This is a genomic window from Synechococcus sp. RC10B2 (assembly GCF_047502635.1).
The window spans coordinates 30,753-52,566 of the sequence record NZ_JANSHO010000070.1 but is presented as its reverse complement, the minus strand read 5'-3'; the positions used below and the strand labels follow the sequence as shown (position 1 = coordinate 52,566).

Here is a 21,814-nt window from a genome sequence, read left to right as displayed (position 1 = left end):
CTACAGTTGCCTGCAGGGATCTTCCTCAAGGTCGCTTGCTGGCGGCTGCAATGCGCTCTTCTCCTTATAGGTTGGGGTGATTGAGGTGCTGAATATCCTGCCCTCTCAGTAAGTGGCCTGGATTGTGCCAGGGGATAGGCAAAGCCAAAGACTTGCCTTTCGAGATCTCAGGAGGTTTTACCCATCAAAACGGGTTTTGCGCCAGTTCGGTTAAACCCTATGAGCGATATCTGCTTCGAGATTGGCCTGAGCGATCGGTTGCCTAGAAGCGGGCGAGCTTGCCCGGCGCAAGTGGGGTTTGGGTCTGCGGAACTTGACTCCCTCCATCTGGCGTCAGGGGCCGCAGCAAAGTTGGAACCTGCTTCCCTCATTTCAGGGCCTAGAACCCCTTAGTCTCCTCCAGTTGTCTGTGATTAAAGTTACGAGGAACTCAGCATGGCTCAAGCAAAGGAATTGGTGCAGTCTGGTCATACGGCTCTTCTCGAACCGGATCTGGAAAGTTCATCCTCCATCCCTCTGGATGCGGACAATGAGGTGGATCCCCTCGAGACGGAACTGGATGCCAGTGACACTGATGCTTTTGATGAGGATGATGAGGACGACGAAAAGTCCCTCGAGGAGGATGCCGATGCTGCTGCCGCCGCTGCCAAGGGCCGTTCCAAGCGCAAAGCGGCCAGCAAGAAAAAACCCTACACCGATGACTCCATCCGCGTCTATTTGCAGGAAATCGGGCGTATCCGCCTGTTGCGGGCAGATGAAGAAATTGAGCTAGCCCGCGAAATTGCCGACCTGCTGGAGCTAGAGCGGGCTCGCGAGGCCGTTTTCCAGCGTATGGGCCTCTGGTCCGACCCAGAGGAGGTACCGGAGACGCTGTGGGCAGAAGAAGTGAAGATGTCCCTGCCCGAATTCCGGCGGCGCTTGCATCGGGGGCGACGGGCCAAAGAAAAGATGGTGCAGTCCAATCTGCGGCTGGTGGTCTCCATTGCCAAGAAATACATGAACCGGGGCCTGTCGTTTCAGGATCTCATCCAAGAGGGATCCCTAGGTCTGATCCGGGCAGCGGAAAAGTTTGACCACGAGAAGGGCTACAAGTTTTCCACCTATGCCACTTGGTGGATTCGCCAGGCCATCACCCGCGCCATTGCCGACCAATCGCGCACCATTCGCCTGCCGGTTCACCTTTACGAGACCATCTCCCGCATCAAGAAGGTCACCAAGCAGCTTTCTCAGGAGCTGGGCCGCAGGCCGACCGAAGAGGAGATCGCCACCCGCATGGAGATTACCATCGAGAAGTTGCGCTTCATCGCCAAGTCGGCTCAGCTTCCCATCTCTCTGGAGACTCCCATCGGTAAAGAAGAGGATTCGCGGCTGGGCGACTTCATCGAGTCGGAAGGGGAAACCCCCGAGGAGCGGGTGGCCAAGGTTTTGCTCCGAGAGGATCTGGAAAGCGTGCTGGAAACTCTTACCCCCCGCGAGCGGGATGTGTTGAAGCTGCGCTACGGCCTAGACGATGGCCGCATGAAAACCCTGGAGGAGATCGGCCAGATCTTCAATGTGACCCGCGAGCGGATCCGGCAGATCGAGGCCAAGGCGCTGCGCAAGCTGCGCCACCCCAATCGCAACAGTGTGTTGAAAGAGTACATCCGCTAGGATCCGGTCTTAGGATGGACTCAGTTGCCGCTGCCAACCGACGTGTGGAGCCTCTTCAGCATGAACCCCAATGAGACGCCGGATCCCAACTTTCCTGAGAAGGCCGACATAGAGGCCAAGGATGTACCTCCGGCCCAGGTGGAGTACCACGTGGAGGAGTTTAAGATCAGCGGGGACGAGCTGTTGGCCAAAATTCGCGAGCTGATCGAGGAGGCCAATGTTCGCCGCATTCTGATCAAAAATGCCGAAGGGCAGACGCTGATCGAGATCCCTCTGGGCGTAGGCGTGGCGGCAGGGGTGTTGGGGGCGGCTCTGTTCCCGGTGTTGGCGGCTGTGGGAGCGATCGGGGCTCTGGTGGCCAAGCTGACCATTGTGGTGGAGCGAACCCTTCGGGATGATTCTTAGCTGATCAACGTTGTTTTGAGCGTCCTGAACAATTGCGGCGCTTCTGGGCAGCCCTGACCTTCTACACTGCCTTGCCTTTGGGGCGGGCGGGCGGGCTACAGTTTGAGGGCATTGCCGCCTGGCTGCCGGCGGTGGGCCTGCTGTTGGGCGGGATCCTCACCCTGGCGGCGCTTTTGCTGCAGATTTTCCCGCCGCCGGTGCGAGCAGCTTTGCTCGTGGCTCTGTGGGTGCTGTTAACCGGCGGGCTGCACCTGGATGGGGTGGCTGACACTGCCGATGGGTTGGCGGTCAACGTCCCCAAAAGCTTTGCCGACGCGGAACGGCCAGCCGTCAACGGGCTATCCCGCCGCCTGCAGGTGATGAGGGACAGCCACACCGGGGCCTATGGGGTGCTCGCCTTGGTGCTGGTGTTGCTGCTGAAATTTGCTGCCCTGAGCAGCCTGCAGGTCTGGCCTCTCTTGCTCTTGGTGCCGGCCTGGGGGCGCTGGGGCCAGTTGCTCGCCATTGTCCTATACCCCTATCTGCGCGACCAGGGATCCGCCCGCTTCCTCAAAGACTCCACTTCCCTGCCGGGATCCCTGTGGCCGGGCACGCTGCTGTTGCTGGCCATCAGCGGGGGGGTGGGCTGGGCCGGGCTCCTGGCTTGGCGGCCTTTGCTGCTTTGGACGCTGGGATCCGCCCTGGGAGCCCTGGCCGTGGGCTATTGGCTCTACCGCCAGTTGGGAGGGCACACAGGGGACACCTACGGAGCTACGGTGGAATGGTCGGAAGCGATAGCCTTGTTGTGGGGATCCCTGCTTGGCCCGTCCTAGCCCCCCTCTCCTTTTGGGATTGGGAGAGGGGCCGAGGGGGAGGGCCTCTAGACTAGGCCAACTTGCTCGGCCAAGCCCAATTGTTGGCGGGCCGTTTGGCAATCCTGCCGGATCTGCTGGATTAAGTCTGCCACACTGGGAAACCGCCGCTCTGGGCGGATAAAGCCTTGCAGCGCCACCTGCACCTCTTGCCCGTAGAGATCGCCTGTCCAATCCAGCAGATGCACCTCAACGGTGTGCTGCAGCCCGGCAAACGTGGGCCGATGGCCAATGTTCATCACCCCAGGCAGGGCTGCCGCCTCAGCAGGCACATTCACCCAAACGCTGTACACCCCGTCGCGGGGCAAAAACTTCTCCGGCGGCAGGCGCAGATTGGCGGTGGGAAAACCCAGCTCTCGGCCTCGCCGATCCCCTGGCACCACCTCTCCGATCAGCCGGTAGGGACGGCCCAAGAGCTCCGTTGCCGCCGCCACCTCCCCCGTAGCCAGGGCAGCGCGAATGCGAGAGCTGCTCACCCGCTCCCCCTTCAGTTGCGCCTCCGGGATCACCTCCACCGGAATGCAGCGCTCGGATCCCCAAGCCTGGAGAGTTTGGGCATTGCCCGAGCGACGGTGGCCAAAGCAGAAATCCCAGCCGACGCTGAGATGGCGAACGCGCAAGCCCTGTTCCAGTACTGTTTGGATAAACTCTTGGGGCGGCTGGCGGGCAAAGGCAGGAGTGAAGGGGAGCAACACCACCTGCTCAAAACCCATCTGCGCCAGCAAAGCCAGCTTTTCGGCAGGGGGAGTGAGCAACAGTTGCCTGCGCCCCGTCAATACTTCTTGGGGGTGAGGATGAAAGGTGAGAACCGTGCGCACCCCCTGCAGGGAGTCGCGAATGGGCTGCAGCACTTTCTGATGGCCCAGGTGCAAGCCATCGAAGTTCCCGATGGCAACGGCGGTGGGTCGCAAGGTTTGAGCCAGGTCAGAAGTTACGTGCACCGCTTGGGATCCCGAACAACAGCTGATTAACCACCGCCCGACAATCTCTACCAGAGGGGCCAAAGCAAAGCCATCAGCCCGCTCAGGCCGGCCACAGCCCACAAGCTACGTCGCAGGCGCTGCAACACAGGGTCGATTTGATAGTGGACGATCAGCCGATGCTGCGCCAGCTCCTCGTCCGATTTCGCGTAGATCGCCCCATCGTACCAGCCACTTTCTTCATAGGGGATCCGCGCCTGCACCAAGCGCCGCCGCACATAGGCCCATCCCAAGTAGAGGTGGAGCAACACCAGGCTGAGCAAGGCATTGGCCCCCAGCACAGACCCAGAGACGAAGTGGCCCCAATCCCCGGCAAAGCTGACCCAGACCAGCGGCGAAACCGCCAGCACGACCACCCCCCAAACAGCGAAGATTCGCTTGAGATAGGGGATCCACTCCAAAGCGGGCCAGGAAAAAGGAAAAGACTCCCTCAGCTCTGCATACTGCCGCAGCGGCTGTTGCTCAGCAGGAATGGGATGGGAGGGATCCACCATATGGCCTTAATGTATCTACACAAAATGATACTGGCAGGCCCAGCCCCCCGCCAAGCCCAGCCCAGCCGCAGTTCAACCGAGGAGAAGAGGAGTATCGTATTAGAGTGTGGTCGCATCTACCTCTCGTTCTACCATGAGCGTCCCAGGCGAACCTGCCGCCACCACCGCCCCCTATGTGATCCTGAGAGAGCCGGACGGCAGCCAGAGGAAGTACATTCTCGCCGGAGCGACCGCTTGGACGCTGGGCCGCGATGAAGACAACGCCATCGTCCTGACCGATCCCAGCGTTTCCCGCCAACATGCCCTGCTGCAATACCTGGACAACAACAGCATCTATCTCATCGATCTGGGCAGCCGCAACGGCTCGTTCGTCAACAATCGCCGCGTCAGCATTCCCACCCTGCTGCAAGATGGAGATCACCTCACCCTCGGACAATCCCAGCTCGAGTTCCACAGCGGATCCCTGGCCAGCCCAGAACCCAGTCCTGCGGCCAAACTGTCGGACACCCTGGTTTTGCAAACCCGCTGGCTGATCTCGGTGGCCGTGGTGGATGTGCGCGGCTACGGACAACTGACCCAGCAACTGGACGAGCGCCTCCTCTCCCAGGTGATGGGCGATTGGTTCCGGCGCGGCGGAGATATCATTCAGCAGTACGGCGGCACTGTCGATAAGTACATCGGCGACGCGATCATGGCCGTCTGGTTTCATGCGCCCCAGGCCAATGAGGATCCCTTACAAGCTGAACAAGTGGGGATCGAGCTCGACGTGAAGTCGGTTTTGCGGGCCATGGTGAAGCTGTTTCAGATGACCGAGCAACTGAACGGCGAGTTTCCGCTGCCTTCTCCCCTGCGCCTGGGGGCGGGCGTCAACACCGGCTCGGCCATTGTGCGGCAGGTGGGCAACAACACCCGCCAGGAATACACCGCCCTGGGCGATACGGTCAATTTGGCCTTTCGCATCGAGAGTGTTACCCGCACCCTCAACGCCGACTTGGCCATCAGCCACGACACCTATACCTGCTTGGCGCAACAACTGGGACAGGCAGCTACCTGCTTTGCGCAGCAGGCGGTTCAGCTCAAGGGATATACCCACCCGCACCAGGTGTACTACTGCGATGTGGGGGCTCTGCAGGCCGTTCTCGGCACCTAGACCCCGCATCCCGATAGCTGGGGACGGCTCGCCGGGCCATGGGATCCCGCTGTTCTTCCAGAACCTTCTGCCGCTCTGTCGGCCGATGGGAGGGCAAGGCCCTTTCGACCGCACAAGAGCCCGACTCCTGACTGGGGTGAATCGGTGGTGGCAGAGCTTGATCAGGGGGAAAACCTGCGCAAAAGCTGCGGATCCACCTCGCCCACATAGGTATTCAGCCCGATAGCCGTGGCGATCAAAGCCCCATCCACCTCCACCCGCCGGTACTGGGCGATGGCCTCTGCCAGGGGCACATCCACCACGCGCCGATTTTGCCAGGCCACCATGCGGTCGTATTTGCCCTGGGCGATCAAGTCCACAGCCGCCACCCCAAAAGCTGCCCCCAGCAGACGATCCAAAGGAGAAGGGGTGCCTCCCCGCTGCAGATGGCCCAAAACCATCACCCGCGTCTCGATGCCGGTGCGCAGCGCGATCTCGTTGCCGATGTAATAGCCAATACCGCCGTAGAGAGACTGCCCCAGGCTGTTGGTGTAGGTCACCGGCTCTCCCGACTCGGTGCGAACAGCCTCCGCCACCACCACAATGCTGAAATTGTTGCCCCGCTCTTTGCGGTCGAGGATTCTTTTGCAGACGTTTTCCAGCTTGTAGGGGATCTCCGGGATCAGGATCACATGCGCCCCCCCGGCGATGCCAGCGCTGAGGGCAATGTGACCGGCATCCCGCCCCATCACCTCCATGACCATGACGCGGCTGTGGCTGATGGCCGTGTAGGTGAGCTGATCCAGAGCCTGCACCGCCACGCTCAGAGCCGTATTGAATCCCACGGAATACTCGGTGGCGCCGACATCGTTGTCGATGGTCTTAGGGATCCCGACAAAGTTCCAATCCCCCTGCAAAGCTAGCTGCCGGAGAATGGCCAGGCTGCCATCTCCCCCCACCCCAATGAGCGCATCCAACCCCAGCCGGTGGTAACCCGTGATCACCTCTGCCGAGCGATCCACCAAGCTGCCATCGGGCATGGGATAGGCGAAGGGGTTGCCCCTGTTCACCGTACCCAGAATGGTGCCGCCATAGCGCAAAATGCCCGAAACCCGCTTCACGTCCAGCAGCTCCGCTTCCACCGGTCGCGCCATCAGACCTGCGGTCGCGTTTTTGATGCCGTAAACCTCCATGTCATAGTCGCGGGCCCGCCGCACCACCGCCCGGATGACGGCGTTGAGGCCGCCACAATCGCCACCGCTGGTGAGGATCCCAATTCGCTTCCGTTTCGGCATGGTGCTCTAGGATGAACAGTTTGAACAAAAAAATTAAGAACTTCTTCGCTCCGCAGTTTCGAGCCGACTAGACTCTACTCCTGCAAGTGGCTTACAGCGGGCCCTGGGCCCTAGCAAGCTGTAGCCATGGGGCGCTTGACCAACCGCAGAGAAGGGAAGGCGACGGCTGGATTGATTATGTCCAGCCCTTGGGACCAAGATGCCTAGCAGAGTTTGCAGTGGGCGAGCGGCTCCGCAGACAAGACCAATTGTTCAGCATCCTTCACAACAAAGAATTAAGAAATATTGCTTGGCAAAGCTAAGTTTGGAGCAGTTTCCGCTATCTCTGAGGATAGATCTTGTAGGCAAGACTTGGGGGGAACAACTTGCCAAAAAACCAAAATTATTTGTTAAGCAACTTTGATCAAAACCCATTCAGGCCAATAAGGGTAGAGATGATGGAGATATAAGGATCGGGTCTGAGTTGGGAGAAGCATTATGACTCAAACCATTGCCCAATGTGGGCTGCGGGGGGCCTCAGAGCTGCTCAGCCGTTACCGGCAAGGAGAGCGTCACTTTCCCCAATCTTGTCTGGAGTACGCCTTCTTGCGGGGGGTCGATCTGCGCCGGGCCGACCTGCGCGGGTCTGACTTGCATGGGGCCAACCTGCGCTATGCCAACCTGCGCGGCAGCAATCTGGCCAATGCCGACTTGCGCTGTGCCGATCTGCGCTATGCCGACCTGGAGGGAGCCTGTTTGGAGGGAGCCAATTTAAGCGGAGCCCAGTACAACCACAACACCTGCTTCCCCGCCGGTTTCGATCCGGTAACGGCAGGGATGCAACGGTTCGAGTTTTAGTCAAGCTTTCAATCAAGGCGGGTGCTGCCTTGCAGCCGCAGCAAGCTCTCTAAAAAAATCGGGATCCCCAGGCGGGGATCCCAGGCTGTTTATCGGGTTAGCTAGGGCTGCGTCCGGAAGCTCTTCACCTCCAAGACCGGCCCCACCTGAGCCACCGTCACCATATCTTCTTTGAGCTGTCCCTGGATGGTGACTTCCAACCCCTCTTGTAAGAGCTCTTTGGGGGCGCGGAAGAGGGCGTAGTGCTGGCCGGAAGGGAGCGTCAGCACCCACACCCCCCCTTCGATATCCAGGAACTCGATGGTACCGCTGTATTCTTGCATCACTTCCTCAGCGCTAAACCGGTGCTGCTGGGCTGGGAATCCAGGATGGCTTGCGCCCCCAAATAGGCCAGGCCCAGGCAGAGCAAACCATTGAGAAGCAAGAAGGAGCGCCCCAGCCAAGCAGAGGATCCAAGCCATAGTACCCCCTCATAGAACAGGGATCCAGCTAGAAGCAGATGGGAGGCCATGCCGATGGAGAGGCCGACAACCGCCCAACGCCAGCGCCGATGTCCCAGGAGCAGCACCATCAACAGCCCTGGGATCAACACGCTGGCAAACAAGGGGTTCAAGGCATTGGTCTGGGCTAAGGCCGTGCCCAGCTCCGGCAGGGAGCTCCCCGCCAATTGGAAGGGCCAGCGAGGGGCACCCACAATGGCCAGGCCCTGCAGCGGGAAGAGGCCGGCGCTGCCCAGCAGGATCCCTCCCAGGAGGGGCGCCGTTGCCAGCATGGGCTTGGGAGCCAGCCACCAGCGGATCAGCACCAGGATGATGTAGCCGCCCACCACCATCAGCAGCTTGGGCACCAGGGCAATCGGGCCGCCGTCAAACCAGAAGCGAGGGTTGAGGTAGCCGTTGTTGTTCAGGTATTGCAGGAAGTCCTTCAGCCACAGCAGCAGGGGGTTCTCCTCTTGCTGACCGGTGGCCCTGGCCAGCGCCTTGGCAGCATCCAGACGACCGGCGCCGTAGAAGTTCTGCTTGTCGCCGGGCACCGGGGTGGCCGACATCTTCAGCACCTCTTCCACCTTGTCCGGATCTTTGATGCCCTGAGCCTGGATCAGCGCTGCTACGCCGGCCACGTGGGGAGTGGCCATGCTGGTGCCTTGGAAGTAGGCAAAGACCGGCTCGTTGGGGTTGCGTCGGTTGATGGTCTGCTGCAGAATGCCGTGCTCAGGATGCTCGGGAGTCTTGGCCCCGCCGGGAGCGGCGATATCTACCCCAACCCCATAGTTGGAGTAGGGGGCTTTGCTGCCATCGGGCCCGGTGGCCGAGACGGCGATGACATGCGGGTAGCGGGCCGGGTAGCTCACCTGGCTTGAGTTTTCGTTGCCGGCGGCGGCGATGATCGTCACCCCTTTGCTGTGGGCATAGGCTACGGCCTCCTCCATCAGTCGGGCCGAAGCGCGGCTACCCAGGCTGAGGTTGATGATCGTGGCGCCGTGGTCGGCAGCATAGCGGATCCCTTCCACCACGTCTGACAGGGATCCAAAACCATTGGCATCCAGCACCCGCACCGGCATGATCTTGGCCTTGAAGGCAACCCCGGCCACGCCTAGGGTGTTGTTGGTGGATTGGGCGATGGTGCCGGCCACATGAGTGCCATGGCCGTTGAGGTCGGTGGGATCCTCATCGTCGTCCACGAAGTCGTAGCCCTGCACAAATTGCGTTTGGGCCAGATCCGGCACCCGCGTCACCCCGGTGTCCACCACGGCTACCGTCACCCCTTCTCCCTGGGAAATGTCCCAGGCTTCCGGCATGCGGATGGCTCGCAGGTTCCATTGCTGGGGATAGAGGGGATCGTCGGGCACAAAAGCCGCCTGAAATTGGTAATTGGGGTGGGCATACTCGACCAGGGCTTCCCGCGAGAGCCGTTTGATGAGCCGCCGTGTGGCTCCTGGATGTTCCGCATCCACATCGAACAGGTAGATAGCCTCCTGGCGGGCAAAAGCGCTGTTGCTGCTGGGTCGCAGCGGCAAATTGTAGGCTTTGGCAAGAGCAGCGATCTCAGTGGGAGTGGCCGTGTTGACAAAGTTGACCACGATGCTGTCGTAGGGGGTGGATCCCTTGCCGCAGGCCGTCAGCAGCAGTGCCATCAGGCCAGCGCAGCAGAGACCCAACCAGCGTCTGAAGTTCATCATGCACGCCCTCGAGATCCAAAATTGTTGCCACCAGTATGCCCTCTGGATGGGCAATTGACCAGAAAATCAGCACGCTGCGTCACGAGCCTGTTCCTGTTGCCAACTTTTTCGGGGGCCACTCAGAAAACCCAGAAAAAGGGATCCCTCTGGCCAAACGATTTGTCCCGATGCATGATGGATCTGTAAGAACTTGAAATACTTCTTAACACCAGTTCTCAGTATCTCGTCATCACAGCCAAGAGAGGAACCAGCATGAGCATCGGATGGCAACGGATACTGCGCGTCGGGGCAAGCTTTTGCCTGGGGCTGTGGATTTGGCTAGGTGGGGGATCCCCGCTCTGGGCCCAGCCTGCTTTGCCAGTGGTGGAGATGGAGTTGCCGCAGCCGCCGGTGCCGGTTTTGGATTTGGCGGATCAGTTGACCAGCAATCAAGAAGCACAACTGGCCGAGCATCTGAACCGGTTGGAGGAAGAAACGGGCTGGAAGCTGCGGGTGCTGACCCAGTTTGACCAAACCCCAGGCCGCCAAGTGAAAGAGTACTGGGGCCTGAACGAGCGCAGCGTTTTGATGGTGGCCGATCCCAGGGGAGGCAACTTGCTGGCCTTTAACGTGGGAGACGCGGTGCGGGAGATCCTGCCGCGTACCTTTTGGATTGAGCTGCAATCTCGCTTCGGCAACCAGTTCTACGTGCGAGAGCACGGCACTCAGCGCGCCATTTTGGAAACCGTTGACGTTTTGGATCGCTGTTTTCACCAAGGGGGCTGCCGTGTGGTGCCCGGACTGCCGCAGGAGCAGTGGATCCTGACGCTGCTCACCTCTATCTTGGGCGGGATCGTCTTCGGGTTTGCCGGCAAACCCCGCCACGCGGAGGAGCTGTTTAACTGGCGTTGGGCTTTGCTTATCTCTCCCTTGTGGTTCATTTTGTTTGGGGCCTTCGGCATCGGCCCGGTGATCACCCGCACCCAGGATTGGCTCCCGCTGGTGCGCAACATCCTGGGCTTTCTCGCAGGAGCCTTGGTGATCTACTTGGCCCCCATTGCCCAACCGGCAGCGGAGCAGCAGTAGCCGTCCTGCCAAGTTGAGGCTAAGCTCCCTTCCCCTCTCCCTCTGGGAGGGGGGTGGGCCTCTGGGTCAAGAAAGCATCCCCCGCCTCTTGCCCCCCGAAGCAAGCCAGCGGCTGGGGGACAACTTCCCAAGAGAGAATGCTAGAATCGGTAGAGCTAAATTGCTGATGTAGCTCAGTTGGTAGAGCACTCGACTTGTAATCGAGCGGTCGTCAGTTCGAGTCTGACCATCAGCTTGGCAGGCGGCTCAGTCACTCAGCTTTGACTCTGGCAGTTTGGTTAGATTGACTTCAGGGGGATCCTTCATCCTCACCCCCTCAGATCCCCGCGCAGGGTATCTGCCAATTTGTTCCTTTGTTTGCTCTAGATGTCTATGTCGGGTCTGCCAGCCGCTACAGTTCGTCGATTGCAAAAGCTGCCCCAGGTGTCCTCGGTATGGGAAGGGGATTGCCACCGCCTACCAGGTTCGCTAGCCCTGGGATCCCAGATCTCCGCCGGCTTGGCTGAGGGGGAGTGCATTTTATGGGTGGATGGCGTTCAGGGCGTGGTGCGGGCCATGGAGGTGGTGCCTGCTGGCTCCGGCTTGGAGCCGATGGTGCGAACCTTGATCATGGCTATGGAGCGGCCCAATGCTGCCTTGCCGGCTCGTCCGCAAAAGGTCGTCGTGCGGGATCGGGAGGTGCAGTTTTTCCTGCGCGGCATTTTGCACGAGCTGGACATCAAAGTGGAATGCCAGCCGGAATTGCCGCTAATCGACGAGATCCTGCAGAGCTTTGCAGAGGCCAGTGAGGGGATCCCGCCGCCGCTGCCGGAGAACTACGCGAAGCTGCTGGCCGGCAAAGCCCTCACCCTCTGGCAAGATGCCCCCTGGGACTATCTAGAGGATCACCAAATCTTGGCGATCGAGCTAAATCGCTGGGATATTGAAACCCTCTACGTCTCGGTCATGGGGCGGCTGGGGATGGAGTACGGGGTTCTTTTTTATCGCTCGCTGCACTCCCTCAAACGGTTTCGCCAGGACGCGGGCCAACCAGAGACTTCCGAGGAGATGGAGGAAGCCTTCCTCAGGCAAGATTGTCTCTATCTCACCTTTCAAGCTCGCAATCCCGAACTCAACGAGCTATCAGACCTGGACTTGGCCGATCTGGATCCCGAAGAAATCGAGCCGAACTTCGGCACCATCCACCCTCTCGAGGGCCTGCGCGTTGTTTTGCAGGAAGATGAGGCGGCGGCTGTGGCGGTGGCTTTGGAGGCCTTGCATCGTTTTTTGAAGCAGTACCGCCGCAAGCTGGAAGAGGATTTCCAACCCTGTCAGGGGCGGTATCGCATTCCCAACCCCCAGGCCCCAGGGGAAACCCTCTCGGTGCAAGTGCGCACCTTGCCCGACTTGGCTGTAGAACTTCTGGAGCTAGAAGGAGACGAAGAAGAGCACACCCAAACCCTGCTGCGAGATGATCTGGTGCCTGAGGGTGCGCAGCTTAGCCTGGGCGTGCTGCCCTGGGCCACCGTAGAGGCGCTGCGCCGCACAGGGCAATGGCATCCTCTCCCCCAGAGTAAGCTGGTGCCAAGGGGTGAAGGGCTGCCGGTGGTGATCGTGCGCACCTCCCGCCCCAAGGCCAAGCAATTGATCGAAAACCTGCGCGGCGAAGGGGGGCCCCAGGGTGTTTGTTTTAACACAGGGGTGGATCCCTTTGCCGGCAGCCGCTACGACTTGGAAATTGTCCAAACGGGCAACCGCGACCTGCACCTGTTTGCAGAGTTTCCCGAGGACGATCCCGTGCACGCCAAAGCTCGCAGGCGCTGGGAGCGGCGTTGCCGCGAGACGGGCGGCTATTGTGGCCTGGTGGTGGCGATGGGGGTAAATTCCAACCGGCCAGAGCTGCAGGTACGCCACATTCTGGCCCTGTTTGAGATGCAGGCGCTCAACCCGACCCGATTGGGCCTGGGGCCTATGGTGCGCATTAGCCGACAGTTGCACTTTCCCTAAAGGCTTCCTGGGGCAGCCCCCAGCTAAGGGATCCCAAGACCGCCCAGGCCTCGCAGACGGCGTTTCAAAGCCTGAGGCTGGAGATATCCTTTGCCAAGCCTTTCCAGAGGCACTTTTTTGCCAGGGAAAGAGGGGGTCTCCTTGCGGAGAACTATCGCCCCGAGGCCCGACGCCGTAGCCTGTGAGCTGCAAGCAAGTGCGGCAGGGGCGGCCGTCCTGGGGTTGGAGGTGAGCCTGTGGCAGGTGTTGGGAATTTGATTTCAACCCCTTTCCATGATAGGAGGCAGCGGATCCCAGGTATCTTGCCAGCGCAAAGCCGCTTGCCGTAGCTGCGCCAAGTTGGCCGATCCGGTGCAAAAAGCGGCGATCCTCAGCTCCTCGATCACGGCTCGGAAGCTGTCCACCACCGCCTGGGCCCGCCCTCGGGAGACGGCGTGGAGAGCGGGAGCGGCCATGCCGACCACATCGGCCCCTAAGCGGATGGCTTTGGCTGCATCGATGCCGGTGCGGATGCCGCCGCTGGCCACCAGGGGCAGGTTGGGCAGGAAGCGGCGGATTTCCAGCAGGGCCAAGGCGGTTGGGATCCCCCAGTCCCGGAAGCTGTGGGCAATGCGTTTCTGGAGGGGATCGGTCTGGCGATGGGCTTCCACCTCGCTCCAGCTCGTCCCCCCTGCCCCAGCCACATCTAGGGCGGCCACGCCACACTCGGCCAGCCGCCGGGCTACTTGGGCGCTGAGGCCATTGCCCACTTCCTTGACCAGCACCGGCACCGGCAACTGGTTCACCAACTGCTCGATGCGGCGATAGAGGTTGCGCCAGTCGGGATCCCCCTGGGGCTGAACCGCCTCCTGCAGCGGGTTGAGGTGCAAAATCAGCGCATCTGCCTCGATCATCTCCACTGCCCGTCGCGCCTGCTCCAGGCCATAGCCGTAGTTGAGCTGCACAGCGCCCAGGTTGGCCAAAAGCAGAATATCCGGAGCCACTGGGCGCACCTGGTAAGTCTGGGCCAGCTCCGGGTGTTCTAAAGCTGCCCGCTGGGATCCCACCCCCATGGCAATGCCCAGCTCTTGAGCGGCAGCCGCCAGGTACAGGTTTAGCTCCCGGGCAGTGTCTGTCCCCCCGGTCATGCTGCTAATCAGCAGAGGGGCCTGCAGGCGTTTTCCCAGAAACTGGCAACTGAGATCGATCTCGGGCAGCAGCAGCTCCGGCAGCGCCACGTGCTCGAAGAAAAACCGCTCAAATCCGGTGCGGATCCCTCTGGCGTTTACGTCCTGCCGCAAAACAATGTCCAGGTGATCCTGCTTACGTTCGGAGATAGGGGATGGAGAATCGGCCATGGTCTGGATAGAGGGCTGTCCAACCGGTAGCGGGCGAACAACATTGTCCGAAGGTGGCCCGCTGTCTATGATGAGGGCGGGATCCAACCTAGTAGCCATGCAACCTTTGCACATCTTGCTGGCAGAAGGCAACCCTCATCTGCGCAGCTTGCTGGGTTGGCATCTGCAACAGGCACGGCACCGGGTTTGGGAAGCGGAGACCATTCGCCAAGCCAAAACCCTGCTGCAACAGCAGCCTGTCCACCTCTTAATTTTGGATGCGGAGCTGTCCAGCCGTGCCGGACTCCAACTATGCCGGTGGGCGCATCGCCATTGCGATGTGTTGATCTTGCTCCTCTCCCAACAGGGAGCGGAAGCCGACATCATCGCTTGGCTGAAGGCAGGCGCAGACGACTACCTCACCAAGCCCCTTAGTCTGCCCCTTCTGGATGCTCACATTCAGGCCCTGACCCGTCGGCTGCGGCGCAGCCTTCCCCCCACCTTCCTGCAGTATGGGGATCTGAAAATCGACCTGGTGCAGCGGCGCGTCACCCTGGCCGGCCAAGGCATCGACCTCACCCCGCAGGAGTTTAGCTTGCTGATGGTGCTGATCCAGGCCGATGGGGATCCTCTCTCGCGGCAGGAGCTGCTGGAGCGGGCTTGGCCCGATTCCACCGCCAACCCCCGCACCATCGATACCCACATCCTCTCCCTGCGCAAGAAACTGGAGCGCGATCCGCACCAACCCCGCCTCATTCACACTGTGCGCCAGGTGGGCTACAGCTTCGGCATAGAGCCGCCTCCTCCCTTGCAGCAGCCGAGTCGAGCTGCTGGCGCAACTGCCCCAGGATCTGGGCCTCAACAGCGGCGCCGTAGAGCTGCTTCAAGTGTCGGGTGAGTGTGAAGAGATGCACTTGCAGTTGCGTGGCTGCCTAGATGCAGTTTTCGGCAGGCAGGGTGACAAGGTAAGCCTTCACCCCAGGGGTAACTTTTGGGGGAGCGCCAAGTGCTTTGCCGTCCGCAAGCCCATCGCAGCAACGCTGTTGCCCTCGCTTGAGGTCGTTGAGGACAGTGGCGGGGTGGCATCCGAGAAACTGTGCAATGCAGGGTGCGCTCCGGTGTTGTGCGGAGAGTCGAATGACAAGGGCGCGTGTACTTCGGTCGCTCAGCGGCTGTCTGGCAGGGAGAGACGCTCTCAGGCTTGGGTGAATCACTGCCTCTCCAAAGCGATTGTTTGTAGGGCGCAGGCAACCAACAGTCCTATTGCCTTGGAAGACTTGCCCCCCGGCCCCCCTGCCCCCCGTATACGAGGGGATTGAGGGGGGCGGTCGGAGCCGGTTAGTTTACTGCTGATGGCAAAACCTTGATCAGCAGCAACCGAGCTCCTGGGCTAGACCCCAACCCCAGAAAGCACCACCATCACCACCACCGCCGCAAAGATGATCAAAGCGTAAAACTGCGCCTTGCCGTTCTCCAGATATTTCATCACTTCGCCGCCGACCATGGTCGCCAGGCCCGTCAAGTTGACCACCCCATCCACAATGCGGCTGTCCACCTCCAAGGCCTCCCGCGCCACAAAGCGGGTGCCCCGCACAAAGACCCGCTCGTAGAGGTCGTCAATGTACCACTTGTTGAGGGAGAAGTAGTACAGGGGTTGCAGACTTTGGGGGAAGGTGCTGGGATCAATACGTTTTTGCCAGTAGATAAGACCCGCCAGGGCAATGCCGATCAGCCCAATGCCCACCGAGCTGCCCGCCATGATCAGAAACTCTGCCCAATCGAAGTGGCCGGCCAGCACCGCTTGCCACTCGGCGGCCACCTGGGCCCAACCAGTTTCTGCTGCAGACTCACCAGGCGCATGGATGAAAGCCTCGAAGAAGTTGGCAAAGGGAGTGCCCACCAAGCCGATCAGCACGGAAGGAACGGCCAGCGCCACCAGCGGAATCGTCATCGATGCCGGAGATTCATGCGGCTCGGCAGCGTGGCCATGCCCTTCGTGTCCCTCTCCCCCAGCTTCGGGATGGCTGCTGGGCTGGGGCTTTTCGTAAATGTTCATGGCTCCGGGACCATAGGCCGCCTCTTTCCCGGCAAACGCGTAGGCAAAAGCCGGCACCGGTCGGCCTTGGCTGACGGCCACCTCCTGCCGCAGCTTCAGGTTGGTGCCGCGAAACTCCCCTTCAAAGGTGAGGAAGTAGATGCGGAACATGTAGAAGGCGGTGATCCCCGCCGTGAGGAAGCCCACCCCCCAGAGGGCCGGGTTGCGCTCAAAAACCGCGGCCAAAATCTCATCTTTAGACCAAAAGCCGGCAAAGGGCGGGATCCCACAGATGGCCAGCGTGCCGATCAAAAACGTGAAGGCCGTAACGGGCATGAACTTGCGCAGCCCTCCCATCAGGCGCATGTCCTGGGCCAAGACCGGGTCGTGGCCCACCACCGCCTCCATGCCATGAATTACAGAGCCAGAGCCCAAGAAGAGCAGCGCCTTGAAGTAGGCGTGGGTCATCAGGTGGAACAAGCTTGCCCCATAGGCACCGGATCCCATGGCCATGACCATGTAGCCCAGCTGGGAAATGGTGGAGTAGGCCAGGCCCTTTTTGATGTCGTTTTGGGTGATGGCAATGCTGGCCCCCAAAAAGGCCGTGCCCGCCCCTGTCCAGGCGATGAGGTCCATGACTGGTGGGATCCCTTCCAGCAGCGGGAACATGCGCGCCAACAGGAACACCCCGGCGGCCACCATCGTGGCTGCGTGGATGAGGGCCGAAATGGGCGTGGGGCCTTCCATGGCATCCGGCAGCCACACGTGCAGCGGGAACTGGGCCGACTTGGCCACCGGGCCCAAGAACACCAACACCGCAAACAGGGCAACCAAGCTGCTGCTCACCGCGCCGTTGGCCACCATCTGCTCCACATTGCGAGCCAGCTCCTCGAACCCAAACGTGCCGGAAATCCAGTAGAAGCCCAAAATGCCCAGCAACAGCCCAAAGTCCCCCACCCGGTTGACGACAAACGCCTTCTGGGCTGCCTCCGCCGCTGCCTGCCGCTCGTACCAAAAGCCAATCAGCAGGTAGGAGCACATCCCCACCAGCTCCCAGAAGACATAGATTTGCACCAGGTTGGGGCTGACCACCAGGCCCAGCATCGAGGAGGCAAACAGGCTCAGGTAGGCGTAGAAACGCACATAGCCAGGGTCGTGGGCCATGTAGCCGTCGGAGTAGATCTGCACCAGAAAGGCCACCGTGGTTACCACCACCAGCATCATGGCGCTCAAGTGATCCACCACAAAGCCCATGTCCAGGGAGAAGGAGCCCGCCTGAGCCCAGGTGAGGGTTTTGAGAACGGTCTCATGGCCCTGCACTTGGCCGGCCAAGAGGGCAAAGGCGTGAACCATCGCCGTTCCCGTCGCGAACACGCTCAAGAAGGCGGCCAGAGAGCGGTTGGCCCTTGTCCAGGCATTGAACAGCAAAATGCCCAAGCCGAGTAAAAAAGCCGCCACCAACGGATAAACGGGGATCAACCAGGCGTATGCGTAGATGAATTCCATAGGAACTGGTGCTGAATGCGTCCTCTTGCAGTGATGAGCCCTTCTTGCTGGCCGGTGGCAATCTGTCTGTCGGGATCAGGGGCCTAGGCCGGCAGGTGCTCTGGAGCTTCTGATATTGTAAATCTTTGCAACACGATCAGCGCCCCCCCTGCAACCACCCAGTCCATGAGAGCAAAGATTCTTCTTCCCGATCAACCGAGATCCCCGCAGGAGAATCGGGAGATATCCTGAAGACTCTCCCCCAGCTCAGATCCGCAAGGCCTACGGCCCGCTGACGGGATCGGCTGAGACTGTCGTTGCCAAGATGACAGGGATCCCTTGCAAGCGCTACAACTAAAGGCTGAAAGCTGCAGACTGTCTGGAGAAAAGCCCATGAGCCTGAACTTGGTGACCTTGGTGGGGCGAGCCGGCATGGATCCGGAGGTGCGCTACTTTGAGTCGGGCAGGGTGGTGTGTACCTTTAGCTTGGCGGTGAACCGCTTCCGCAAAGGCGAAGACAAGCCCGATTGGTTCAACCTAGAGCTGTGGGGGCGCACCGCCGAGGTGGCCGGAGAATATGTGCGCAAGGGCAGCCTCATTGGGGTAACCGGTAGCCTCAAGTTCGATCGCTGGAAAGACAAATCCACCGGTGAGGATCGCCAAAGACCCGTCATTGCCGTAGATCGCCTCGAACTCCTGGGATCCCGTCAAGACCGGGAGGCTGACCTGCCCGCCGAGGAGCCGTTTTGATTTGTTTGAGCGTGAGCTCCGGCCAGTCGGCGCTTGCACTCCTGCACCACCGCTGTCAAATCCTGGCTGCACCAGGGATAGCGCAAGGGTGGCCGCCGGATGACCCACAGCGGGATCCCCAGGTTTTTGGCCACTGCCTGCTTGACGGCCAGCCCACCCGCTTCTCCAGACTCCTTGCTGATGACTACCTGAGGATCTAGACTCTGCCAAAGCCGCAGTTCCTGCTCAAAGCTGAGGGGCAGGCGCATTCCGATCACCCGCTCGGCAGGGATCCCGGCTTGCACCGCTTGGGGAACCGACTCCGGCAGCACCCGCGCCCACAGTTGGCAGCGATCCTGCCAGGGCCCAAACAGGGGCAATGCCTTCACCCCCACCGTCAGCAGCACCCGCCGCCCCGCCAGTACGCCATCCGTGAGCACCGCCTGCCAGTCCGGCGCCACCTGTACCCAGGGATCCAACGCCACCGGGGGGCGCTCGTAGCGCAGGTAGGGGATCCCCAGTTGGGCGGTCACCTGCATGGCCAGTTGCGAGATCTCCTGGGCGAAGGGATGGGAAGCATCTACCAGCACGCGGATCCCGTGTTCCTGTAGGAATTGTGCCAAAGATGGCGGCGAAAATCGCGTCACCACCACCTGGCCGGGCAGATCCCGATACAGCCTTCTTCCGCCCTCGGTGGTGACGGTGGCTATCCAAGGGATCCCCTCATGGCTGAGGACGTGGGCCAAGCTGCGGCTTTCGCTGGTGCCACCGATGAGGGCCACTTCAAGTGATGTACGAACCGAGCCCATGCTGTGTTGCCAAAGTTTGCTACCAGTGGATACGATCGAGGTCTGAAGGCTGGAGGCGAGTGCTCATGATCGAGATGCATGTGGCTGGGATCGCGGTCGACGCTGTCAACCAGGCTCCCATTGTCATCTTGCGCGATACCCATGAGCGGCGTGCCCTACCCATCTGGGTAGGAAGAGCGGAGGCCAACGCCATTCTGCAGGCGCTGGACGACCAAAAGCCCCTCCGCCCCATGACCCACGACCTTATTCTGAACTCCTGGAAAGCTTGGGGGATCAAGCTGGAGCGGGTTATCATCCACGCGCTGCTGGACAACACCTTCTATGCAGTGCTTGTTACAGTCTGCGGCGATAAAAAGCAGGAGATCGACTGCCGCCCCAGCGATGCCATTGCCCTTGCCTTGCGGGCCCATGCCCCCATCTGGACCGTAGAAGAGGTGATTGCGGAAGCTTCGATCCCGATGAACCAAGATGCCGACGAGGCAGAGCGGGAGGCCTTCCATAAGTTTGTGGAAAGCGTGACGCCCAAAGACTTTATTCGCAGCCACCTCCTCAGGGATCAGCCCACGGAATCGGATGGCTGAAGCCCTGTCTTCTCCGCTAGGACAGATGCTGAGCGGCTCCAAGAGCACCCTCAGCGCCGGCAGTTGCCTCTTTCCCTGTAGACAGTTCCCCTAGGCCCTTGAGTGCCGTTTTCAGGGGCGGCTTGCCTCCACCTCAGACTTGGCCGCAAAGGACGCCCTCGCGCCAGCCCAAGGGGAGCATTTTAATTCCTGCTTATCGGCCCTAGCCAAAACGCTGCCTGCTCGTGCGGAGGGATTTCTCTAGAAACCTTTGAGACCGAGGTTATACCGCTAACCGGGGATTGCTCTCTCTCCCTCTAGAGCTCCCAGGTGCATACGGCTCATCTTGGAACTCAGGGTGTTTTGCTTTGACACCCTGTTGCCGTCCAAGGCAGGCGGGCTTGCTTCAAAGCCACCGTCCCCCTGGCAAGAATGGCAGGGGAGTTTGCCCAGCTTGACAAAGGGAGTACCGACACCCTAGTTTCTAGCAAATTGTGCGGCTTGTGCGGCTAGGACGGCTTCATCGAGAGTGATCCTGCTCCCCTGGGGCAGTTGATTGGCTTGACTTTTCTTTATTGCGCCATTTGTCCGAGAAGTCAGCTCGTTTGCGCCTTCTACCCCTAGACCTGTGCCGCGCTTTTTAGCCAAAGCCGGGGGGTCGGAGCTGTGGGCCAAGCGGGGAGATCCTCGGTCTTGCTGGCATTTCGGCCTACAATCAAGCTAGAGCAGCCCTTTTTTAGCAAGCCATGCAGACTCTAGATCGGCCCAACGCGCCCTCTCAGCAGCCCTACCCAGAACCGGTCTACCCCCGTCGTCCTACCCGCACCGTAGCCGTAGGCAACGTGTTGATCGGCAGCCAGCACCCGGTGGTGGTGCAGTCCATGATCAACGAAGACACTCTCGACATCGATGCGGCGGTGGCGGCCATCCGTCGTCTGCACGAGGCGGGCTCGGAGATCGTGCGGGTTACCGTTCCCAGCATGGCCCATGCCAAGGCGATGGAGGCGATTCGGAGCAAGCTGATCCAAACCTACAAGCCGGTGCCGCTGGTGGCCGATGTCCACCACAACGGCATCAAGATCGCCCTGGAGGTCGCCCAATACGTGGACAAGGTGCGCATCAACCCGGGTCTGTTCGTCCTGGAAAAGCCGCAGCCCGGTCGCACCGAGTACACCCAAGCCGAACTGGAGGCCATCCGCAATAAGATCCGCGAAACCTTCACCCCCCTGGTGCAGACCCTCAAAGCTCAGAACAAAGCCCTGCGCATCGGCGTCAACCACGGATCCCTGGCCGAGCGCATGCTCTTCATGTATGGAGACACTCCAGAGGGCATGGTGGAGTCGGCCCTAGAATATGCCGAGATTTGCGCCGAGCAAGACTTCCACAACGTAGTTCTTTCCTTCAAAGCTTCCCGTCCGCAGGTGATGTTGGCGGCCTACCGGCTGGCGGCCCGCCGCTTCGATGCCTTGGGCCTGAACTACCCCTTCCACTTGGGGGTGACCGAGGCCGGCGATGGAGAATATGGCCGCATCAAATCGGCAGTGGGGATCGGGACGCTTCTGGCCGAGGGGATCGGTGACACCATTCGGGTTTCCCTAACCGAAGCCCCGGAAAAAGAGATCCCGGTGGCCTACGGCATCTTGCAGGCCCTCAACCTGCGCAAAACCATGGTGGAATATGTGGCCTGCCCCTCCTGTGGCCGCACCCTCTTCAACTTGGAGGAAGTACTGCAGAAGGTGCGGGCCGCAACCCAGCACCTGGTGGGCCTCGACATTGCCGTCATGGGCTGCATCGTCAACGGGCCGGGGGAAATGGCCGACGCCGACTACGGCTATGTGGGGAAAACCCCCGGCTACATCTCCCTCTACCGCGGAAAGGAGGAGGTGAAGAAGGTGCCCGAGTCGGAGGGCGTCCAGGCGCTGATCGAGCTCATCAAAGCCGATGGGCGGTGGGTGGATCCCCCAGAAGGAAGCCCAAGTAACTAAAACCAAAAGAGAGGGCAGCAGTCC

General features: G+C 60.7%; 19 protein-coding genes and 1 tRNA gene. 12 read left to right on the top strand and 8 right to left on the bottom strand.

The window, feature by feature from the left end; all coding sequences use genetic code 11:
* The first annotated feature begins 435 nt into the window (after positions 1–435).
* The 3 genes from rpoD to cobS are packed head-to-tail and all read left to right on the top strand — an operon-like array spanning position 436 to position 2,867.
* Positions 436–1,650, top strand: a complete 1,215-nt coding sequence (gene rpoD / locus NW855_RS10515; RefSeq protein WP_414402858.1) for an RNA polymerase sigma factor RpoD — start codon at positions 436–438, stop codon at positions 1,648–1,650.
* Positions 1,651–1,674: 24 nt separating this feature from the next.
* Positions 1,675–2,055 (top strand): DUF4342 domain-containing protein, encoded by a 381-nt coding sequence (locus NW855_RS10510; protein WP_228375312.1) that lies wholly within the window; start codon positions 1,675–1,677, stop codon positions 2,053–2,055.
* A gap of 32 nt (positions 2,056–2,087) precedes the next feature.
* On the top strand, positions 2,088–2,867 hold the full coding sequence (cobS, locus tag NW855_RS10505) for an adenosylcobinamide-GDP ribazoletransferase (RefSeq protein ID WP_011431205.1): 780 nt from the start codon (positions 2,088–2,090) through the stop codon (positions 2,865–2,867).
* A gap of 47 nt (positions 2,868–2,914) precedes the next feature.
* Here cobS and NW855_RS10500 read toward each other — a convergent pair whose 3' ends face one another.
* Positions 2,915–3,847, bottom strand: a complete 933-nt coding sequence (locus NW855_RS10500; RefSeq protein ID WP_011431204.1) for a bifunctional riboflavin kinase/FAD synthetase — start codon at positions 3,845–3,847, stop codon at positions 2,915–2,917.
* A gap of 47 nt (positions 3,848–3,894) precedes the next feature.
* A complete protein-coding gene (locus tag NW855_RS10495) occupies positions 3,895–4,380 on the bottom strand; it encodes a CGLD27 family protein (protein ID WP_414508734.1) in 486 nt (161 codons plus the stop codon).
* 133 nt (positions 4,381–4,513) lie between these two features.
* On the opposite strand from NW855_RS10495, the gene NW855_RS10490 reads away from it, so the two are divergent.
* Positions 4,514–5,530, top strand: coding sequence for an adenylate/guanylate cyclase domain-containing protein (locus NW855_RS10490; protein WP_011431202.1), 1,017 nt, complete (start codon positions 4,514–4,516; stop codon positions 5,528–5,530).
* 161 nt (positions 5,531–5,691) lie between these two features.
* On the opposite strand, the gene NW855_RS10485 is transcribed toward NW855_RS10490, so the two are convergent.
* The gene (locus NW855_RS10485; RefSeq protein ID WP_099812844.1) at positions 5,692–6,804 is read right to left on the bottom strand and encodes an ATP-dependent 6-phosphofructokinase; all 1,113 of its coding nucleotides are present in this window, start codon (positions 6,802–6,804) and stop codon (positions 5,692–5,694) included.
* Between the two features lie 477 nt (positions 6,805–7,281).
* Between NW855_RS10485 and NW855_RS10480 the strand changes: the two genes are divergently transcribed.
* Positions 7,282–7,641, top strand: coding sequence for a pentapeptide repeat-containing protein (locus tag NW855_RS10480; RefSeq protein WP_011431201.1), 360 nt, complete (start codon positions 7,282–7,284; stop codon positions 7,639–7,641).
* A gap of 101 nt (positions 7,642–7,742) precedes the next feature.
* Here NW855_RS10480 and NW855_RS10475 read toward each other — a convergent pair whose 3' ends face one another.
* Together NW855_RS10475 and NW855_RS10470 are read right to left on the bottom strand one after the other, a co-directional pair.
* Positions 7,743–7,964 (bottom strand): hypothetical protein, encoded by a 222-nt coding sequence (locus NW855_RS10475; RefSeq protein WP_011431200.1) that lies wholly within the window; start codon positions 7,962–7,964, stop codon positions 7,743–7,745.
* A complete protein-coding gene (locus tag NW855_RS10470) occupies positions 7,964–9,775 on the bottom strand; it encodes a S8 family serine peptidase (RefSeq protein ID WP_240527938.1) in 1,812 nt (603 codons plus the stop codon). Before NW855_RS10470 ends, NW855_RS10475 begins: the two co-directional genes overlap by 1 nt.
* Before the next feature lie 414 nt (positions 9,776–10,189).
* On the opposite strand from NW855_RS10470, the gene NW855_RS10465 reads away from it, so the two are divergent.
* From NW855_RS10465 to NW855_RS10455, 3 genes are all read left to right on the top strand, one after another.
* The gene (locus tag NW855_RS10465; protein ID WP_011431197.1) at positions 10,190–10,885 is read left to right on the top strand and encodes a TPM domain-containing protein; all 696 of its coding nucleotides are present in this window, start codon (positions 10,190–10,192) and stop codon (positions 10,883–10,885) included.
* Positions 10,886–11,047: 162 nt separating this feature from the next.
* Positions 11,048–11,120 (top strand) — tRNA-Thr (locus NW855_RS10460).
* Positions 11,121–11,251: 131 nt separating this feature from the next.
* Positions 11,252–12,871: a DUF6930 domain-containing protein gene (locus NW855_RS10455; protein ID WP_414508733.1), complete on the top strand. Its 1,620-nt coding sequence runs from the start codon at positions 11,252–11,254 to the stop codon at positions 12,869–12,871.
* A gap of 260 nt (positions 12,872–13,131) precedes the next feature.
* On the opposite strand, the gene fni is transcribed toward NW855_RS10455, so the two are convergent.
* Complete coding sequence (fni, locus tag NW855_RS10450) at positions 13,132–14,208, bottom strand: type 2 isopentenyl-diphosphate Delta-isomerase (RefSeq protein WP_041438548.1); 1,077 nt, start codon at positions 14,206–14,208, stop codon at positions 13,132–13,134.
* 67 nt (positions 14,209–14,275) lie between these two features.
* On the opposite strand from fni, the gene NW855_RS10445 reads away from it, so the two are divergent.
* The gene (locus NW855_RS10445) at positions 14,276–15,085 is read left to right on the top strand and encodes a response regulator transcription factor (RefSeq protein ID WP_414508732.1); all 810 of its coding nucleotides are present in this window, start codon (positions 14,276–14,278) and stop codon (positions 15,083–15,085) included.
* Positions 15,086–15,577: 492 nt separating this feature from the next.
* On the opposite strand, the gene NW855_RS10440 is transcribed toward NW855_RS10445, so the two are convergent.
* Entirely contained in the window at positions 15,578–17,728 is a 2,151-nt protein-coding gene (locus NW855_RS10440) for an NAD(P)H-quinone oxidoreductase subunit 5 (RefSeq protein ID WP_099812848.1), read from the bottom strand.
* Positions 17,729–18,100: 372 nt separating this feature from the next.
* Here NW855_RS10440 and NW855_RS10435 point away from each other — a divergent pair, with 372 nt between their 5' ends.
* Entirely contained in the window at positions 18,101–18,457 is a 357-nt protein-coding gene (locus NW855_RS10435) for a single-stranded DNA-binding protein (protein WP_011431189.1), read from the top strand.
* On the opposite strand, the gene NW855_RS10430 is transcribed toward NW855_RS10435, so the two are convergent.
* Positions 18,415–19,218 (bottom strand): cobalt-precorrin-6A reductase, encoded by an 804-nt coding sequence (locus tag NW855_RS10430; protein ID WP_414508731.1) that lies wholly within the window; start codon positions 19,216–19,218, stop codon positions 18,415–18,417. The genes NW855_RS10435 and NW855_RS10430 overlap by 43 nt on opposite strands.
* 92 nt (positions 19,219–19,310) lie before the next feature.
* Here NW855_RS10430 and NW855_RS10425 point away from each other — a divergent pair, with 92 nt between their 5' ends.
* Both NW855_RS10425 and ispG read left to right on the top strand, forming a co-directional pair.
* Positions 19,311–19,826, top strand: coding sequence for a bifunctional nuclease family protein (locus NW855_RS10425; protein ID WP_041438544.1), 516 nt, complete (start codon positions 19,311–19,313; stop codon positions 19,824–19,826).
* Positions 19,827–20,551: 725 nt separating this feature from the next.
* On the top strand, positions 20,552–21,790 hold the full coding sequence (ispG, locus tag NW855_RS10420; RefSeq protein WP_011431186.1) for a (E)-4-hydroxy-3-methylbut-2-enyl-diphosphate synthase: 1,239 nt from the start codon (positions 20,552–20,554) through the stop codon (positions 21,788–21,790).
* Positions 21,791–21,814 lie beyond the last annotated feature (24 nt).

Bases quoted from the DNA above. Each gene is read 5' to 3' on its own strand.
- rpoD (WP_414402858.1), top strand. From the start codon at position 436: ATGGCTCAAGCAAAGGAATTGGTGCAGTCTGGTCATACGGCTCTTCTC.
- NW855_RS10495 (WP_414508734.1), bottom strand. From the start codon at position 4,380: ATGGTGGATCCCTCCCATCCCATTCCTGCTGAGCAACAGCCGCTGCGG.
- NW855_RS10490 (WP_011431202.1), top strand. From the start codon at position 4,514: ATGAGCGTCCCAGGCGAACCTGCCGCCACCACCGCCCCCTATGTGATC.
- NW855_RS10485 (WP_099812844.1), bottom strand. From the start codon at position 6,804: ATGCCGAAACGGAAGCGAATTGGGATCCTCACCAGCGGTGGCGATTGT.
- NW855_RS10480 (WP_011431201.1), top strand. From the start codon at position 7,282: ATGACTCAAACCATTGCCCAATGTGGGCTGCGGGGGGCCTCAGAGCTG.
- NW855_RS10475 (WP_011431200.1), bottom strand. From the start codon at position 7,964: ATGCAAGAATACAGCGGTACCATCGAGTTCCTGGATATCGAAGGGGGG.
- NW855_RS10470 (WP_240527938.1), bottom strand. From the start codon at position 9,775: ATGGCACTGCTGCTGACGGCCTGCGGCAAGGGATCCACCCCCTACGAC.
- NW855_RS10465 (WP_011431197.1), top strand. From the start codon at position 10,190: ATGGAGTTGCCGCAGCCGCCGGTGCCGGTTTTGGATTTGGCGGATCAG.
- NW855_RS10455 (WP_414508733.1), top strand. From the start codon at position 11,252: ATGTCTATGTCGGGTCTGCCAGCCGCTACAGTTCGTCGATTGCAAAAG.
- fni (WP_041438548.1), bottom strand. From the start codon at position 14,208: ATGGCCGATTCTCCATCCCCTATCTCCGAACGTAAGCAGGATCACCTG.
- NW855_RS10445 (WP_414508732.1), top strand. From the start codon at position 14,276: ATGATGAGGGCGGGATCCAACCTAGTAGCCATGCAACCTTTGCACATC.
- NW855_RS10440 (WP_099812848.1), bottom strand. From the start codon at position 17,728: ATGGAATTCATCTACGCATACGCCTGGTTGATCCCCGTTTATCCGTTG.
- NW855_RS10435 (WP_011431189.1), top strand. From the start codon at position 18,101: ATGAGCCTGAACTTGGTGACCTTGGTGGGGCGAGCCGGCATGGATCCG.
- NW855_RS10425 (WP_041438544.1), top strand. From the start codon at position 19,311: ATGATCGAGATGCATGTGGCTGGGATCGCGGTCGACGCTGTCAACCAG.
- ispG (WP_011431186.1), top strand. From the start codon at position 20,552: ATGCAGACTCTAGATCGGCCCAACGCGCCCTCTCAGCAGCCCTACCCA.